Here is a 15,132-nt window from a genome sequence, read left to right as displayed (position 1 = left end):
TTTTATAGTGCTTATTTTACAAATCTTTTATCATTTCAAAATCAATTCCGTATTTGGAAAATAAGTCTACCACTTTTTCATCGTTTTGATATTTAATATAAATATCCTTTACTGTTTCTAAATTTTCGAGCTTTAATCCCTTAGATAGTGCTATACTCAAATTCAAATAAAATTCACTCATTTTACCTTGAGCCTCATTAATTTCAGATAATGTTGACCAGTAAACTGGATGTTCATTGTTAATTTCAAGTGCTTTATAAATATCATCATAAGCATTATCCCATTCGGCTATCGTACGAAAATAGTCAGCTCGACTGTTAAGTAAATCTGCATCTGCTAAATTAAACTCATCTAGAATTAAATCATAAATTGCTTTTGCATCATCCTGACGCCCCTTTCGCCTAAGAATCACGCTCTTGGTCTTGTAAGCATGTAGCGAAATGGCACCAGGTTCTAAGTTAATCTGCTCATCAACATATTTTAACGCCTCATCTACATTATTTAATGCAAGATACATTACAGCTATATTACTTCGTACCATTGCCCCGAACTCACCGTTTTTATTTTCTATTTCTAATAATAAGAATTGCTGTTTTAAGGCTTCCTCGTAATTCTTTAAGGCATAATTTATCAAACTACTTGAAAGTATGTAATTAGCATTATCTGGTTCCAATTCTAATGCCTTTTTAATGTGCTTTAGTTTAATTAGACTGTCATTAGCTTGTGTAGATTTCACATACTCACCTTCCGCTTTTTTTGAATTTTCAAGTTTGGTCAATTCCTTTTCAGATAATAAATCTGAAGTTAATAATTTGAATAGCTTTAAATAATCATTAGAAATAGATACTCCTTTTTCTTCAAGGGAATAACCGATTAATTGTCTTTCTTTTTCTTCTAGTCTTCTATCAGTATGAATTACATTAATCACAAAATCATTTAGCCCTATTTCAGTTTTAATAGAAGTTGTTAGTTCCGAAAGAATACGTTCTTTCTTCGATTTATCTTCCTGACTATCAGTATATGGCAAACGTGTGAGTACGAAATTAAGTTTTGGAACTTTACCAAATAAGGCTGCGTCTTTACTCAGTAAATTCTTAATGATCATTTTCGAGCCAAAGATATTCTCTTCATTATTTACCGCAAGAATAACAACCTCATCAGCAAAGAGTCGTAAAGTTATACCAGAAATATCTGTGATTCCAGTTCTAGAATCAATTAACAAAAAATCAGGCTTTATTTCTGTCACTATCTTATGCTTTAAATCTAAAAAGAATTGAATTCCATTAGATTCTTCCCCGTAAAACATATCAGACCAAGAAATCATAGAAAGCTTTTTCCAATACTCATTATCATAAATATTCCCAGCCGGAATTAAGTCAATGCTAGCAAAAGTACGATTATATGGATGAAGCTTATATTTATAGGGCAAGATACTATTAGCTATGGCACCATTAACACTATAATCATAAACATAATCTACTATACCTTGTTTAAATTCTGGAAGTATATAATCGTTATTAAACTTAAACTGCAAACCTGGCGCATCTAAATCAAAATCGATAATACAAACCTTTTTATTCAATTCTGATAATCTACGAGCTATGTTACTTAAAGCAAGCGACCTACCAACTCCACCTTTATAAGAGTAAAATGTTATCGTTTTCATATTATGAAATTAATAATGACCCTCTATTTTTCACTTTTAAAACTTCTTGTTCAACAGCCTCCTCTGTGATTTCATCACCAAAAGAAAAAACAGATTCCTTATCTATTGATATAATTGTTTTTTCGAAAAAAAACTTCAATCCTAAAGCCTCAGAAAAATCTAATAATCTATCAAAAGAAACACCTTGATAATCTTCCGACTCATATCGTTGAACTTGCTGTTCCTTAAGTCCCATTAACTCAGCAAAAGTTTTTTGTGTATAACCCAATGCAATTCTTGTTTGAATAATTGCTACAGGGAGACTTTCTAAGGATTTTGGTTGTATAATATGAAATCCTCCGCCCGATAGACTTTCATAATCTTCCTTCTCCTTAACTAAATCAGAAAGAATTGCATCAAAAGAATTAACACCTATTTGAAACTTAGCAGATTCATGATCTTTATTTTCTTCTAGAAATGCTTCTTTAGCTTGAGTAAGTTCATCAATTTTGCTTTTTATTCTATTATATTGACTATTATTCTTTATCATAATAAATATATTTTTAATATACCTTTCTTGTGACCTGTATCTTTATCCTCTTGAAAAAAATCTAAAAAATACTTTTTCGATTGAAACTCAGTAATGTCAGCAGGAAAAACATCCGCTTTAAAAACGTCTTTATGATACTTTCGATTAGTAATAGTTGGATTTAAAATTGGAGCATTCTTGTACTCATAATCATAATTTGTACCCGTTGCTTCTTGCCAACATACGTCAACATCTCCAGGTCTATTTTTAGAGGTAACAAAACTCCCATCTAAATATATTGCACCACAAGAAACAGACCTAAGTACCACAATCAACTTTAACAAACCTTCAAAAATGGTTTTTCTAGTTTGGTTATATACAAATCGATTCTCAACTTCATCGAGTCCGCATGTATATACGCCAGCTGGTAACTTACCATTTTCGTCTAAATCTGGTATCATAACTGAATTTTAAACAAAGTAAAACAATTTTAAATAAACAACAAGACATTACACAACGTTTTTGTTGTGTAATTACATTTATATGATAACCGAAATTGAAAAAAAAAATTTAAATGAATTATCTAAGCAAATTTTGGCAGGAACTGTGGACAGAGATAGCAAAATAAAATTAGATGTTTTTGATAAAAACTTTGTTTTTATGAATGAAGGATAATACTTGTAATTAATAAGTTAAAATAAGCCGTCTTCGACATAATTGAAGACGACTTATTATTTTACAGCCTTTTTTAAATACTAAACCAAAAAGTTGAACCTTTACCCAATTCACTCTCCACACCTATTTCGCCATTATGGCGTTTAATAATTTCTGAGGAAATATATAATCCCAAACCTATGCCTGCAAAATTTTGAGAAGAATTTTCTACCCTAAAAAATCGGTCAAAAACATCATCTAAATGATTTTTAGGAATACCAATACCTTGATCTATTACCGAAACTTTCACTTTTCCGTTATCTATTTTTTCAGCTATAACATTTACTTTATTAGAGTTTGGAGAATATTTTATTGCATTTGTAATTAAATTACACAAAACCTGATCTATCCTACTTCTGTCACCATAAACCACCAAATCAGAATTAGCTCTTACATGTACATTACATTCTTTATTTTCTATTTCACATTCTTCTGCACATTCATTAATTAACAAACTAAGATCAAATTCAGCGTTGTTTAATATAATTTTTCCGGCTTGTATTTTCGTTACATCTAATAAATCATTTATAATACCAGTTAGTTTCTTTGTTTGTCTAGCAGCTTTATCTACCAACATTTTTGTAGGTTCTAGTTCTTTATTGGTTGAAACCATACGTTGTAAAAGCTGTAAAGATGATTTTAATGTTGTTATTGGCGTTTTTAGCTCATGACTAGCAATACTCATAAACTCATCTTTTCTATTCATTAAATTATTAGTGGCTTCTTGTCTCATCATTAAAATGCGTGTTTCCTCCTCCGCCTTTTTCCGTTCTATTATTTCAAACTCTAGTTCTTCTTGGGTTCTCAGCTTAAAAATAATGGGTAAAAGTTTAAATAAACTAAATACTGTAATTACAGATACCAACGCAGTGAAAAACCGGAGTAAAGCACTTAGGCGGTATGCTGGCCACCAAAATATAATGGCATCAATAAAATGAGTTAATCCACATAAAAGAATAAAAGCAATAAACAACCAAAATATATTCAAAAACGGAATATCTTTCCTTTTTTTTATGATAACTAAAAGCAAAATCGGTATAGCAAAATAAGCTGCCCAAATGGTTAAATCAGAAATTATATACAGCCAACCATGAAAATCAGACCAAGTGCCGCAATTCCAGCGAGCAGGCCAATCATTAGTGTTAAATAAATTTGAAAAAAAACTTTGAACTTGAAATCCAATATTATTAGACTCGGCTGTTTGATTTATAGGAGAAACCGTACAATTGCCACAAGTAAGAGAATCCTTGATTAAATCCTCTTTTAGGTAAATAGTAAACATGTTAATTTTTTTGTGCAATATTGTCATTTTCTAAGAAAAATCTTTATTTAACTTATCTAAAATTAAAAATTAAACTGATGGTAAGTTAATATCTTAAATAGAAACTAATGCGTTAAAATATATAATTTAGCCTTCTATAAATTAACACAATGAAAAGTACTTATACTCTAAACTACACTCAAGAATTTATAGCAAGATTAAATTCTCTTAACCATTCTGGCCAACCATTATGGGGTAAAATGAATGTTGCGCAAATGCTTGCACATTGTAATGTAACTTTTGAAATGGTTTACGATGATAAACACCAAAAACCTAATTTTTTAATGCGCTTTATTTTAAAATCTTTTGTTAAGAAAATTGTAACCAATGAAGTGCCATATCAAAAAAATTCAAGAACAGCCCCTGCATTTATAATTGCTGATGAGAAAGTTTTTGACAGTGAAAAGAACAGACTGATAGCATATATAAATAAAACTCAGGAATTAGGTGAGGCATATTTTGATGGAAAAGAATCTCTTTCTTTTGGTAAGCTAAATAAAACAGAATGGAACAATATGTTTGCTAAACATTTAGATCATCGCCTAAAACAATTTGGAGTTTAAAAAAAACAATTTTCTGATAGCGCATCATTTATAAGTATCATAATTTATACATTCATCACAACTTGTAAATATCACGTTACTAAGGTTAAAGCGTTATAAATTAATGCATATTTGTTTAAGTAAATTTAAATAAAACCTTATGTACAAAAAAACTTTACTCCACTTTTTTTTACTTGGCGGATTGTCTTTTTCAGCAATAGCTCAAGACGATGTTAGTTATCAAAACCCACCACAAGTAATTGCTGATTTATTGTTGGCAAAACCAACCCCTTCTGTACGTATTGACAGTAAAGCCGAATGGATTTTATTTAGCGAAAGAAACTCTTACGTATCTGTTGAAGAATTGGCAATGCCGGAATACAGAGTTGCAGGGTTAAGGATAAATCCTAACAATTACTCACCTAGCAGGCAAACTTTTGTAAACAATTTTAGTTTACAAAACATCAAAACAAAAGCAAGTTTCGCTATTACTGGCTTACCACAACCTTTAAATGCTGGTGTAACATACTGGAATCCTTCTGAAACTAAAATAGCTTTCACCAACACTACACAAAAAGGAGTTGATTTATACATAATTGATATTAATACAAAAAAAGCAACTAAAGTAAACAAAGCTTTCTTAAATGTTGTTTTAGGAACTGGCGTATTATGGTTAAATGATAATACTTTAATGTACCGCACTGCAACAAAAGCTGCCCAGTTGGCTCCACCAAAACCTTTAAAACCTAAAGGCCCCACCGTACAAGTTAATTTAGGCAAAGTTGCACCAAGTGCTACTTACCAAGATTTAATTAAATCCCCTTACGATGAAAGTTTATTTGAGTTTTACGCTACTTCTCAGTTAGTTAAAAACACTGCTGGTGTAGAAACCACAGTTGGCACTCCTTCTATTTACAGCGGTGTAAGTTTATCACCAGATAAAAAGTTTTTATTAATAAGCACAATTAAAAAACCATTCTCCTATTTAGTTTCGGCAGGTGGGTTTCCAACAACCGTTAACATTACAGATTTAAATGGAAAAGTAATCAAAACATTGGCTCAGTTACCGTCAAGAGAAGGAACTCCTTCTGGTTATGATAATATTCAAGATGTACCAAGAGGATTTGATTGGCGGGATGATGAAGCCGCTACAATAATTTGGGCAAAACCACTTGATGGTGGCTTAATTAAAAAAGATGTTCCTTTCCATGATGCTGTTTATGCTTTAAGTGCACCATTTACTGGTTCTGAAAAAGAGATATTTAAAACTAAAACAAGATACAGAGGCATACAATGGGGAACCCAAAATGTTGCTTTAGTTTCAGAAGGTTTACGCAGCAAACAAACCACTCAAGTAAATCTTTTTAATCCTTCTAACAATACCATTGAAGAATTATACAGTCGTAACCAAACAGATGCTTATGGAAGCCTTGGTAGCCCGGTAACCATTAAAAATAAATTTGGTAAAGAAGTTATTTGTTTAACAGACAATGGCACCAAAATTTTAATGAATAACCCTGTTGGCTCATCAGAAAAAGGAGATTTACCATTTTTATCTAAATTTGACATCGCGAGTAAAACAAATAACATTATTTGGAGATGCCAAGAAGGTTCTTACGAGTTTGTAAGTGAAGTAATTGACCCAGAAAAACTGATATTAATTACAAGAAAAGAATCTCAAAAAGAAGTACCAAACTACTTTATCAAAAATTTAGTTTTGCGTATCGCAGATCTACCAATCACCAATTTCACCAATCCTTACACTGCTTTAGATGGTATTTCTAAAGAAAAAATAAGCTATAAAAGAGCCGATGGGATTGATTTAACGGGCACATTATACCTTCCAAAAAACTACAATAAAGAGAAAGACGGTACATTACCAACTTTAATTTGGGCTTACCCACGCGAATTTAATTCAGCGGCAGATGCTGCACAAGTACGAGGTAGCGAAAACAGATTTACAACCATTAGCTGGGCCTCTCCTATTTATTGGGTAACACGTGGTTATGCAGTTTTAGATAATGCCGAAATGCCAATTGTTGCTGCTGATGGTAAAAAACCAAATGATACTTTTGTTGATCAGTTAAAGTTAAATGCAGAAGCTGCCATCAATAAATTAGCTGATTTAGGTGTTGGCGATAAAAATAGAATGGCAGTTGGTGGCCATAGTTATGGTGCATTTATGACCGCACATTTATTAGCACATACCAAACTTTTTGCGGCAGGAATTGCCCGTAGTGGCGCCTATAACCGTACATTAACACCATTTGGGTTTCAAAACGAAGAGCGTACTTATTGGGAAGCACCCAAGTTGTATTATGATATGAGTCCGTTTAGTTATGCTGATAAAATGAAGACCCCACTTTTATTAATCCACGGAGATAGTGATGATAACCCAGGTACTTATCCTATAAACTCTGAACGTTTATTTGCAGCAATAAAAGGTGCTGGCGGTACTGTTAAATTTGTTTTTTTACCTTACGAAGCGCATAGCTACAGAGCTAAAGAAAACATTTTGCACATGTTGTATGAGCAAGATGCTTGGTTAGAAACCTATGTAAAAAATAAAAAGTAAAATACTTTCAAATAGAAAAATGCCCAGCTAAATAAAAATTAGTTGGGCATTTTTTTTTTAGAAATTTATATCGCTTATGAAAGTAAAACTCCGGCTAAAACACCAACCAAAATAATATAAGGAGTTTTTATTTTAGTGAAATTTAAAACTAAAAACGTAGCCGAAACTATTGCAATATTCACAAAATCAAAACCAACTGGTTTTAGTAATAAAAAAAATGCAGCAGCCATAAAACCAACCGCAACCGCATTTATACCACTTAAAGAACGTTTAATCCTAGTAATTTTTTTTAAATCTTCCCAAAAAGGAACAATAAAAAGTATCAGAATTACACCTGGTGCATTAATTCCTAAAGTAGCAATTGCACTGCCCATAATTTGGCCTCCAATACCATACCCTCTATTTTCTAAAGAAAGGGCACCAACAAAAGATGTAAAAGAAAAAGTTGGTCCGGGTATAATTTGTTGCAAAGCAAAACCCGATAAAAACTCTTGTCCGGTTAAATAATGTTTAACATCCACAAACTCGGTGTACATTAAAGGCACTAAAACCTGGCCGCCTCCAAAAATAATAATCCCGTTACGGTAAAAATTTTCAAAAAGCCTAATGGGCAAACTAAAAGGAGAAGTTCTGTTAATAACTGCACCTAAAGTACCAAACAACAATAATACACCAACAAAATAAGCTACCTTTTTTGTATTAATATTAGAAAAAAGTTTTACCCTTATTACATCTTCTTCCTGTTTAGCTTCTGTTGCAGAACTTAAAATACCGCCCAATAATATTAAAATTGGAAAAACATAAGGGCTTCTTAATATTAAACTTGCTGCCACTGCACAAGCTGCCAATATGATACTGATATCTGATTTAAGCGCTACTTTACCAAAAGAATATGTTGCGTAAGCTACAATACCTAAAGCTATGGGTTGTATAAAACTTAATACTTTAGAAAAACTGGTATTTAAAGAAAATGACTCTAAATTTATAGCTATAAAGCACATAACAGCAGCAGAAGGTACAGCCCAAATTAAAAAAGTAATAATAGCTAAAGAAATACCTCCAACCTTATAAGCCACGCCTACTAATGTTTGTGTAGAAGAAGGCCCAGGTAAAATCTGAGTGAGCGAATAAAGTTCCATTAACTCCTCTTCTGTTAAATAGGCTCTTTTTTTTACAAAATCATTAAGTAAAATAGCCAAGTGTGCTTGTGGCCCACCAAAAGATGTGAGCATAAATGCCAAAACATCTCTTAAAAAAATGAGTTTTCTAAAACGTTTACCTTTCACATTAAGTTAATTTAAAATGAATAAATAATTATAATGAAAGAATGATTGAATTTTGTATGATTAAATATAGTATTGTCATAGAATGAATAAATAATTTAAACTACTTAGGCATTCTATCCTTCACTCATTCCTTCCTTCAAAATTATCACACTCTCTCCTTCAATCATTAATCGTACATCTCATCTTTCAAACTATTATAAACACCCATTAACTCATTTAAAGCGTGTTGGTCTTTAATTCTTTTTGCAACCCCAATACCTTGCTCATATATCTTTAAAGCGTCATCTTGTTGTCTTAATTGTTCATATAATTTTCCCAAATGATAATAAGTTCCAATATAATCTGTATGTTTATCTACCAAGTCTAAATAAAACCATAAAGCTTTTTCGGTATTATTTAACCTAAGATATTCAGTTGCAAGAGCATACTTTAAAAAAGGGTCATTTGGCTCGTTTTTAAAAAACTCAAGCAGTCGTTCTAATCTATTTATTGACATTTAAAAATAAGCTTAAATAATTAATTTTGTTAAAACCGCAATAATATGAAAATTTTAGTTTGTATAAGTAACGTACCAGACACAACAACAAAAATAACTTTTACTAACAACAACACAACCTTTAATGATGCAGGTGTTCAGTTTGTATTAAACCCTTATGATGAGATTGCCTTATCAAGAGCTGTAGAACTAACTGATAACGGCAACGGAACCGTAACAGTTATAAATGTTGGCGAGGCAAGTACAGAGCCGACCATCAGAAAAGCATTAGCTGTTGGTGCTACAGATGCAGTAAGAGTTAATGCAGCACCAAAAGACGCACATTTTGTAGCAAAACAAATTGCTGCCTATGCTAAAGACCAAGCTTTTGATTTAATTCTTACTGGCAGAGAATCTATTGATTATAACGAGGCAAAAGTTGCTGCCATGATTGGCGAATTACTAGATATTCCATCAGTATCTATCATCAAAAAATTAGATGTTGATGGAAATACGGCAACTGTTGAAAGAGAAATTGAAGGTGGTAAAGAAATTTTAAGCATCCCCTTCCCTTTTGTAGCGGGTACAGCAGAAGGTGTGGCCGAGTGGAAAATTCCAAACATGAGAGGAATTATGAGCGCAAGAAGTAAACCTTTAAATGTGATTGAACCTATTGAAGTTCAAACATTATCTACCATTGTAAAATTTGAAACACCAGCACCAAGAGGAACTGTTAAATTGGTTGATGATGCCGATGCTGAAAAATTAATTGAATTATTACACAGCGAAGCAAAAGTGATTTAATTTTTTTGGACTTTCCTCACCAGCTGTAGAGGATCGGGCTTTCCGTTAAATTAACAAGATTAAAAACACGATAAATAAAATTATCAAACAAAAAATATAAATATATGTCAGTTTTAGTATATGTAGAAAATGCCGAAGGCAAATTCAAAAAATCAATATTTGAGGCTGTTTCTTACGCAAAAGCAATAGCAACTCAACTAAACACTAATTTAACCGCTATATCTATTGGTAATGTTGGCGCATCAGAATTAGAGAATTTAGGAAAGTATGGTGCAACAAAAGTTTTAAACGTAAGTAACGAAAAACTTAAATCTTTTGTTAACCAAGCATACGCATCTGTAATTGCAGAAGCAGCAAAAAAAGAGGATGCTAATATCATTGTAGTTTCCAACTCATTTTCTGGCAAAGGCTTGGTAGCAAGAATTGGTGTTAAATTAGATGCCGCTGTTATAAGTGGTGCAATTGAACTCCCAAATACCGATGGTGGAAAATTTACCATTAAAAGAACGGCTTTTTCTAACAAAGCATTTGCAACTGTAGATGTTACAGCCCAAACTAAAGTTATTTCTTTAACACCAAATTCTTACAAAGTTGTTGAAGATGGCCAAAGTGCAAGTATTGAAGATTTTGCACCAACTACCAAAGATTCTGATTTCACAACCATCATAAAAGATATTGTTAGAGCAACTGATAAAGTTTCTTTACCCGATGCGGAATTAGTAGTAAGTGCCGGACGTGGATTAAAAGGACCAGAAAATTGGGGAATGGTAGAAGAACTGGCTAACCTATTAGGTGCAGCAACTGCTTGCTCTAAACCAGTATCTGATGCAGATTGGCGCCCGCACAGTGAACACGTTGGGCAAACCGGTATTGCTATTTCTCCCAACTTATACATTGCCATTGGCATTTCAGGGGCAATTCAGCATTTAGCGGGTGTTTCATCATCTAAAGTAATTGTGGTAATTAACAAAGACCCAGAAGCTCCGTTTTTTAAAGTTGCCGATTATGGAATTGTGGGCGATGCCTTTGAAGTTGTACCAAAATTAATAGCAGCAGTAAAATCTTTAAAAGCAAATTCTTAAATTAGCAAAATAAAATTTTATGAAATACATTTTGGCTCTACATTTGCCAAAATGTATTTTGTATTTTAATGACTTTTAAGGGACATACCCGAAAAATCAGAATTTTTGAGATTTTACACTTAATGAAAAAATTAAAACTAGATATTATAGGCCTATCTTACAGCCAAACACAATCTGGAGCTTATGCTTTGGTGTTAGGCGAAGTAAACGGCAGAAGAAGATTACCTATAATTATTGGTGGCTTTGAAGCACAAGCTATTGCCATTGAAATAGAAAAAATGACCCCAAGTAGGCCTCTTACGCATGATTTATTCAAATCATTTGCAGAATCTTACAAAATAAATATTCAAGAAGTTATTATTTACAATTTAGTAGAAGGTGTATTCTTTAGTAAATTAGTTTGTAATGATGGAAAAAAGATAACCGAAATTGATGCCCGTTCATCAGATGCTATTGCTTTAGCTGTAAGGTTTGGATGCCCTATTTATACCTACGAATTTATTTTAGCATCAGCCGGAATTGTGATAGAAGGCTCTGACTTTGTCTTTTTAGACAATATTGAACCTACTTCAAGCATCACTCCACAAGAAAAAGACGCTCAAAAAACAAATAGTTTTAGTTCATATTCTGATGACGAATTACAAAAAAGATTGCAAGAGGCACTTGCAGAAGAGGCCTATGAAAAAGCGGCCAAAATAAGAGACGAAATCTCTAAAAGAAAAAGTAATTGAATTGTTTTAGAGAGAAAAGCTAAAAACCCTTAATACTTTGGCAAGCCAAAGTATTAAGGGTTTTCTTTTTATAAACATTCATTATATATAAATGCTAGCACTTACATATTTTAGTGCGCTTGGCTATTCTCATAACCTAAAATGGTAATACTAAATGGTTTTTCACTAACTTTGATTTTCTTTACATCAGAAAAATTTGTTGTACTAATTTGGTTAATTTCACCTTCTTTTGGGTCAACTAAATATATAAATCTTTCAGTAGCAGCTAAAAATGGTTTAGAAGTTTCTGTTTTTAAGGTCTCCATAAATACTTTACCGTCTTTCTTCAATACTCCAGTAGAAGAATTATAAATTCTCAAATTACCATTAAGTAGCATCACTATTAAATTTTTATTGCTGTAATCTAATTTACAATGCATAATATCTTTATTTTCAATTATAGGTGTAATCTGTTTTGTAGTTACATCTATTAAATAAGCTCCCATAGCAGCGGTGTATCCAATAAATTTATTGTCGTTACTAGTCTCTAATATAGATCCAAACCATGCCGTACTAAAATTAGATGGATGCTCAATTAATTCTTGATTACCATTTTGGTAAACTAATAAAACACCACTTGCAGAACCAAATAAAGAAACTGAACCATTTGAAGCATTACCATGAATACCTTTTGTTTGAATGGTAGAAGCATTAACCTCAGAGCCATTGCCGTCAATAATTTTTACACGTTCCGGCAAAGAACCAGCAATAGAACCATCCTTTACCGTAATGGCGTAATTTCCATTATTAAACTTCGTCATTGCGCCATGATGCGCAATAACATTTGTAGCAATCGTTCGCATAACAGCACCATTATTATGAAAATCTTCTTCCTTACATATACTTAAACTACCATCTCCATCATTAAATGTTAAAATTTCATTTCCCTTAGATTTAAAATGTGTGGGTTTATTAGCCGTACCGGTTAATGATGCAAATTTTGGTGTTCCTTTCAAATCAACATGGTCTCCGTGAAACTCAAATCCCGAATCAAAATTTTCTATAAAATTGAAATCTCTATGTATTAGCGTAGCAAACCTACCAGACGCTGTAGTGTATAAAGCAGATTTTGCATGTTTAGCGTTAAATTTTGAAGTCTCTAGCTTTAATGGATTAACTAATGTTAATTCTGTGGAGTTAGCATCTGACAGCATCAACCTAATATACTTGTGCTCTGTGATAGGGGTCACTCCTATCGGTTCATCTTTTTTACATGATGCCAAAATTGTTAATCCAAGTAATACTGATAAAATTTTAGTTCTGTTTGTTTTCATTTTGCTTTTTTATTTTTATTTAATGCAATTATGTTGCAATTATAGCTATATAAATTTATAAACACAACTAAGTTGCATTTATAAATTTTAAAATACTTTTTAAATAAAAAATAGATTTTACAGCATCAATATTTAATCTATATTTAGATTAAACTTATCTTATTTAACAATGACAAAGTTTGAAAAACTCTTAGATAACAAGCAGTTAAAAAAAACCATCCCAAGATTAAAAGTTTTAGAAACTTTAAGTTCTACAGAATTTGCAAGTTCGCAGCCATTTTTAGAAAAAACTTTAGGTAAAACTGTTGACCGTGTTACGCTTTATAGAGTTCTAAAATCATTTGAAAATAATGGAATTATCCATAAAATAATTGACGACAATGGCACAGCCAATTATGCAATTTGTAAATCTGATTGTAATAGCGTTAAGCATAACCATAATCATGTTCATTTTATTTGTGCTATCTGTAATAAAATCTACTGCTTATCTAACGCACCATTAATAGAGTATGATTTTTCTGACGAGTTTGAGATTGAAACTATTGAGGTAATTACACGTGGAAAATGCAAAAATTGCAAATAATAAAATTAATTAACGCAAACTGAATTTTAGTTTAATTTGCTGTTGATATTATATATATTAGGCATTTGTATTTCTAATTTTTTTTCTCGCATATATGAGTATTAAGGTACGTTTAATTGCAATGAACTTTCTGCAATTTTTTGTTTGGGGTTCGTGGCTAATTTCTTTAGGTGGCTACATGATAGTAACACTAAATTTTACTGGTGTTGAAGTAGGAAGTATATTTTCTACCATGGGAATTGCCTCTCTTTTTATGCCCGCAATTATGGGTATCATTGCCGATAGATTTTACAATGCCGAAAGGGTTTTAGGCTTTTGTCATATTGTAGGCGCATTATTATTATTAGTTGCTGCAAACGTTACAGATTATCCCTCCCTTTACATCATCATGCTTTTTAACTCCATGCTTTATATGCCAACCATTGCTTTGGCTAATACGGTATCTTATAACGCTTTAGAGAAAAACGGATTAGATATTGTAAAATCATTTCCTCCTATTAGAGTTTGGGGTACTGTTGGTTTTATTTTTGCCATGTGGATTGTAGATTTTTTAGGCTGGACAAAAAGTGCTAATCAGTTACTTGTTAGTGGTGGTGCCGCATTAATTTTAGGTTTATATTCTTTTACCATGCCTAAACGCCCACCTTTAAAAATTAAAGACTCTCGTAGCCTTGCAAATAGTGTTGGTTTAGATGCTTTTGTATTGTTTAAAAACAGAAAAATGGCAATCTTCTTTATCTTTTCTATGTTTTTAGGCGCCGCTTTACAAATTACCAATTTATTTGGCGGTTCTTTTCTAGACGATTTTAAAACCGTTTACCCAGATTCTTTTGGCGTACAACACCCTAACTTGTTGCTTTCCATATCTCAAATATCCGAGACCTTATTTATATTAACAATTCCTTTCTTTTTACAAAAATTTGGAATTAAAAAGGTAATGATGTTTAGTATTATTGCTTGGGTTTTAAGGTTTGCTTTATTTGGCATAGGCAACCCTGGCGATGGTTTATATTTATTGGTTTTATCAATGATTATATACGGTATGGCTTTCGATTTCTTTAATATATCAGGTTCTCTTTTTGTTGAACGTGAAGCCGACCCTAAAATTAGAGCAAGCGCACAAGGCTTATTTATGATAATGACCAACGGTTTAGGTGCCTTTTTTGGCGGAATTTTAAGCGGTTGGGTGGTTGATCATTTTACCACAAACGGTATAAGAGATTGGCAAAGCATTTGGTTTTCATTTGCCGGATACGCTTTATTATTAGCAATTATATTTCCTTTTATCTTTAAATACAACCACGTTAAAGAAGAAAAAATCAGATTGAGTCATTAATTTTTTTGATACAAAAAGTAACATATTCTAAGCCTGAGTTTTTTTTCTTGAAAGAACTCAGGCTTTTTGCATTTAACAGCAGCCTGTACCGGCTATTCACTACAAATCCTCGCTTCGTTTCACTCGCTGTGGGTTTTTCGTTGCTATCCGGCTTAGGAAGTTTGGCTGTTGCAGGTAATTTGGCTTTCATTATTTA

At 32.1% G+C, this 15,132-nt stretch carries 15 protein-coding genes; 8 read left to right on the top strand and 7 right to left on the bottom strand.

Going from position 1 to position 15,132, the window contains the following annotated elements:
- Positions 1-16: 16 nt before the first annotated feature.
- The 3 genes from ACFSSE_RS16435 to ACFSSE_RS16425 are packed head-to-tail and all read right to left on the bottom strand — an operon-like array spanning position 17 to position 2,635.
- The gene (locus tag ACFSSE_RS16435; RefSeq protein WP_379046234.1) at positions 17-1,666 is read right to left on the bottom strand and encodes a KGGVGR-motif variant AAA ATPase; all 1,650 of its coding nucleotides are present in this window, start codon (positions 1,664-1,666) and stop codon (positions 17-19) included.
- 1 nt (position 1,667) lies between these two features.
- Positions 1,668-2,195 (bottom strand): helix-turn-helix domain-containing protein, encoded by a 528-nt coding sequence (locus tag ACFSSE_RS16430; protein WP_379046231.1) that lies wholly within the window; start codon positions 2,193-2,195, stop codon positions 1,668-1,670.
- Positions 2,192-2,635, bottom strand: coding sequence for a DUF6932 family protein (locus ACFSSE_RS16425; protein ID WP_379046228.1), 444 nt, complete (start codon positions 2,633-2,635; stop codon positions 2,192-2,194). The genes ACFSSE_RS16430 and ACFSSE_RS16425 overlap by 4 nt, the downstream gene beginning before the upstream one ends.
- 82 nt (positions 2,636-2,717) lie before the next feature.
- On the opposite strand from ACFSSE_RS16425, the gene ACFSSE_RS16420 reads away from it, so the two are divergent.
- Entirely contained in the window at positions 2,718-2,849 is a 132-nt protein-coding gene (locus ACFSSE_RS16420; protein ID WP_379046423.1) for a hypothetical protein, read from the top strand.
- Between the two features lie 73 nt (positions 2,850-2,922).
- Here ACFSSE_RS16420 and ACFSSE_RS16415 read toward each other — a convergent pair whose 3' ends face one another.
- Positions 2,923-4,170 carry a sensor histidine kinase gene (locus ACFSSE_RS16415; protein WP_379046225.1) on the bottom strand — a complete coding sequence of 416 codons (1,248 nt, stop codon included), beginning with the start codon at positions 4,168-4,170 and terminating at the stop codon, positions 2,923-2,925.
- Positions 4,171-4,319: 149 nt separating this feature from the next.
- On the opposite strand from ACFSSE_RS16415, the gene ACFSSE_RS16410 reads away from it, so the two are divergent.
- Positions 4,320-4,772, top strand: a complete 453-nt coding sequence (locus ACFSSE_RS16410) for a DUF1569 domain-containing protein (protein WP_379046222.1) — start codon at positions 4,320-4,322, stop codon at positions 4,770-4,772.
- 139 nt (positions 4,773-4,911) lie between these two features.
- Positions 4,912-7,326 (top strand): alpha/beta hydrolase family protein, encoded by a 2,415-nt coding sequence (locus ACFSSE_RS16405; RefSeq protein WP_379046219.1) that lies wholly within the window; start codon positions 4,912-4,914, stop codon positions 7,324-7,326.
- Positions 7,327-7,400: 74 nt separating this feature from the next.
- Here ACFSSE_RS16405 and chrA read toward each other — a convergent pair whose 3' ends face one another.
- Both chrA and ACFSSE_RS16395 read right to left on the bottom strand, forming a co-directional pair.
- Entirely contained in the window at positions 7,401-8,612 is a 1,212-nt protein-coding gene (gene chrA / locus ACFSSE_RS16400; RefSeq protein ID WP_379046216.1) for a chromate efflux transporter, read from the bottom strand.
- A gap of 166 nt (positions 8,613-8,778) precedes the next feature.
- On the bottom strand, positions 8,779-9,108 hold the full coding sequence (locus tag ACFSSE_RS16395) for a tetratricopeptide repeat protein (protein WP_379046213.1): 330 nt from the start codon (positions 9,106-9,108) through the stop codon (positions 8,779-8,781).
- Positions 9,109-9,153: 45 nt separating this feature from the next.
- Between ACFSSE_RS16395 and ACFSSE_RS16390 the strand changes: the two genes are divergently transcribed.
- The 3 genes from ACFSSE_RS16390 (at position 9,154) to ACFSSE_RS16380 (ending at position 11,704) form a co-directional block, all read left to right on the top strand.
- Positions 9,154-9,891, top strand: coding sequence for an electron transfer flavoprotein subunit beta/FixA family protein (locus tag ACFSSE_RS16390; protein WP_379046211.1), 738 nt, complete (start codon positions 9,154-9,156; stop codon positions 9,889-9,891).
- 104 nt (positions 9,892-9,995) lie between these two features.
- A complete protein-coding gene (locus ACFSSE_RS16385) occupies positions 9,996-10,973 on the top strand; it encodes an electron transfer flavoprotein subunit alpha/FixB family protein (protein WP_379046208.1) in 978 nt (325 codons plus the stop codon).
- 122 nt (positions 10,974-11,095) lie between these two features.
- Positions 11,096-11,704, top strand: a complete 609-nt coding sequence (locus tag ACFSSE_RS16380) for a bifunctional nuclease family protein (protein ID WP_379046205.1) — start codon at positions 11,096-11,098, stop codon at positions 11,702-11,704.
- A gap of 110 nt (positions 11,705-11,814) precedes the next feature.
- Here ACFSSE_RS16380 and ACFSSE_RS16375 read toward each other — a convergent pair whose 3' ends face one another.
- A complete protein-coding gene (locus ACFSSE_RS16375) occupies positions 11,815-13,017 on the bottom strand; it encodes a hypothetical protein (RefSeq protein WP_379046202.1) in 1,203 nt (400 codons plus the stop codon).
- A 169-nt stretch (positions 13,018-13,186) separates the two neighbouring features.
- Between ACFSSE_RS16375 and ACFSSE_RS16370 the strand changes: the two genes are divergently transcribed.
- Together ACFSSE_RS16370 and ACFSSE_RS16365 are read left to right on the top strand one after the other, a co-directional pair.
- On the top strand, positions 13,187-13,600 hold the full coding sequence (locus tag ACFSSE_RS16370; protein WP_379046199.1) for a Fur family transcriptional regulator: 414 nt from the start codon (positions 13,187-13,189) through the stop codon (positions 13,598-13,600).
- Between the two features lie 94 nt (positions 13,601-13,694).
- Positions 13,695-14,936, top strand: coding sequence for a nucleoside permease (locus ACFSSE_RS16365; protein ID WP_379046196.1), 1,242 nt, complete (start codon positions 13,695-13,697; stop codon positions 14,934-14,936).
- Positions 14,937-15,132 lie beyond the last annotated feature (196 nt).

This window comes from Pedobacter alpinus (assembly GCF_042684645.1).
Lineage (GTDB): Bacteria > Bacteroidota > Bacteroidia > Sphingobacteriales > Sphingobacteriaceae > Pseudopedobacter > Pseudopedobacter alpinus.
This window is presented reverse-complemented; position numbering and strand designations above follow the sequence as displayed.

Excerpts from the sequence above, each read along its gene's own strand:
- ACFSSE_RS16435 (WP_379046234.1), bottom strand. The coding sequence starts at position 1,666 with ATGAAAACGATAACATTTTACTCTTATAAAGGTGGAGTTGGTAGGTCG.
- ACFSSE_RS16430 (WP_379046231.1), bottom strand. The coding sequence starts at position 2,195 with ATGATAAAGAATAATAGTCAATATAATAGAATAAAAAGCAAAATTGAT.
- ACFSSE_RS16425 (WP_379046228.1), bottom strand. The coding sequence starts at position 2,635 with ATGATACCAGATTTAGACGAAAATGGTAAGTTACCAGCTGGCGTATAT.
- ACFSSE_RS16420 (WP_379046423.1), top strand. The coding sequence starts at position 2,718 with ATGATAACCGAAATTGAAAAAAAAAATTTAAATGAATTATCTAAGCAA.
- ACFSSE_RS16415 (WP_379046225.1), bottom strand. The coding sequence starts at position 4,170 with ATGTTTACTATTTACCTAAAAGAGGATTTAATCAAGGATTCTCTTACT.
- ACFSSE_RS16410 (WP_379046222.1), top strand. The coding sequence starts at position 4,320 with ATGAAAAGTACTTATACTCTAAACTACACTCAAGAATTTATAGCAAGA.
- ACFSSE_RS16405 (WP_379046219.1), top strand. The coding sequence starts at position 4,912 with ATGTACAAAAAAACTTTACTCCACTTTTTTTTACTTGGCGGATTGTCT.
- ACFSSE_RS16395 (WP_379046213.1), bottom strand. The coding sequence starts at position 9,108 with ATGTCAATAAATAGATTAGAACGACTGCTTGAGTTTTTTAAAAACGAG.
- ACFSSE_RS16390 (WP_379046211.1), top strand. The coding sequence starts at position 9,154 with ATGAAAATTTTAGTTTGTATAAGTAACGTACCAGACACAACAACAAAA.
- ACFSSE_RS16385 (WP_379046208.1), top strand. The coding sequence starts at position 9,996 with ATGTCAGTTTTAGTATATGTAGAAAATGCCGAAGGCAAATTCAAAAAA.
- ACFSSE_RS16380 (WP_379046205.1), top strand. The coding sequence starts at position 11,096 with ATGAAAAAATTAAAACTAGATATTATAGGCCTATCTTACAGCCAAACA.
- ACFSSE_RS16375 (WP_379046202.1), bottom strand. The coding sequence starts at position 13,017 with ATGAAAACAAACAGAACTAAAATTTTATCAGTATTACTTGGATTAACA.
- ACFSSE_RS16370 (WP_379046199.1), top strand. The coding sequence starts at position 13,187 with ATGACAAAGTTTGAAAAACTCTTAGATAACAAGCAGTTAAAAAAAACC.
- ACFSSE_RS16365 (WP_379046196.1), top strand. The coding sequence starts at position 13,695 with ATGAGTATTAAGGTACGTTTAATTGCAATGAACTTTCTGCAATTTTTT.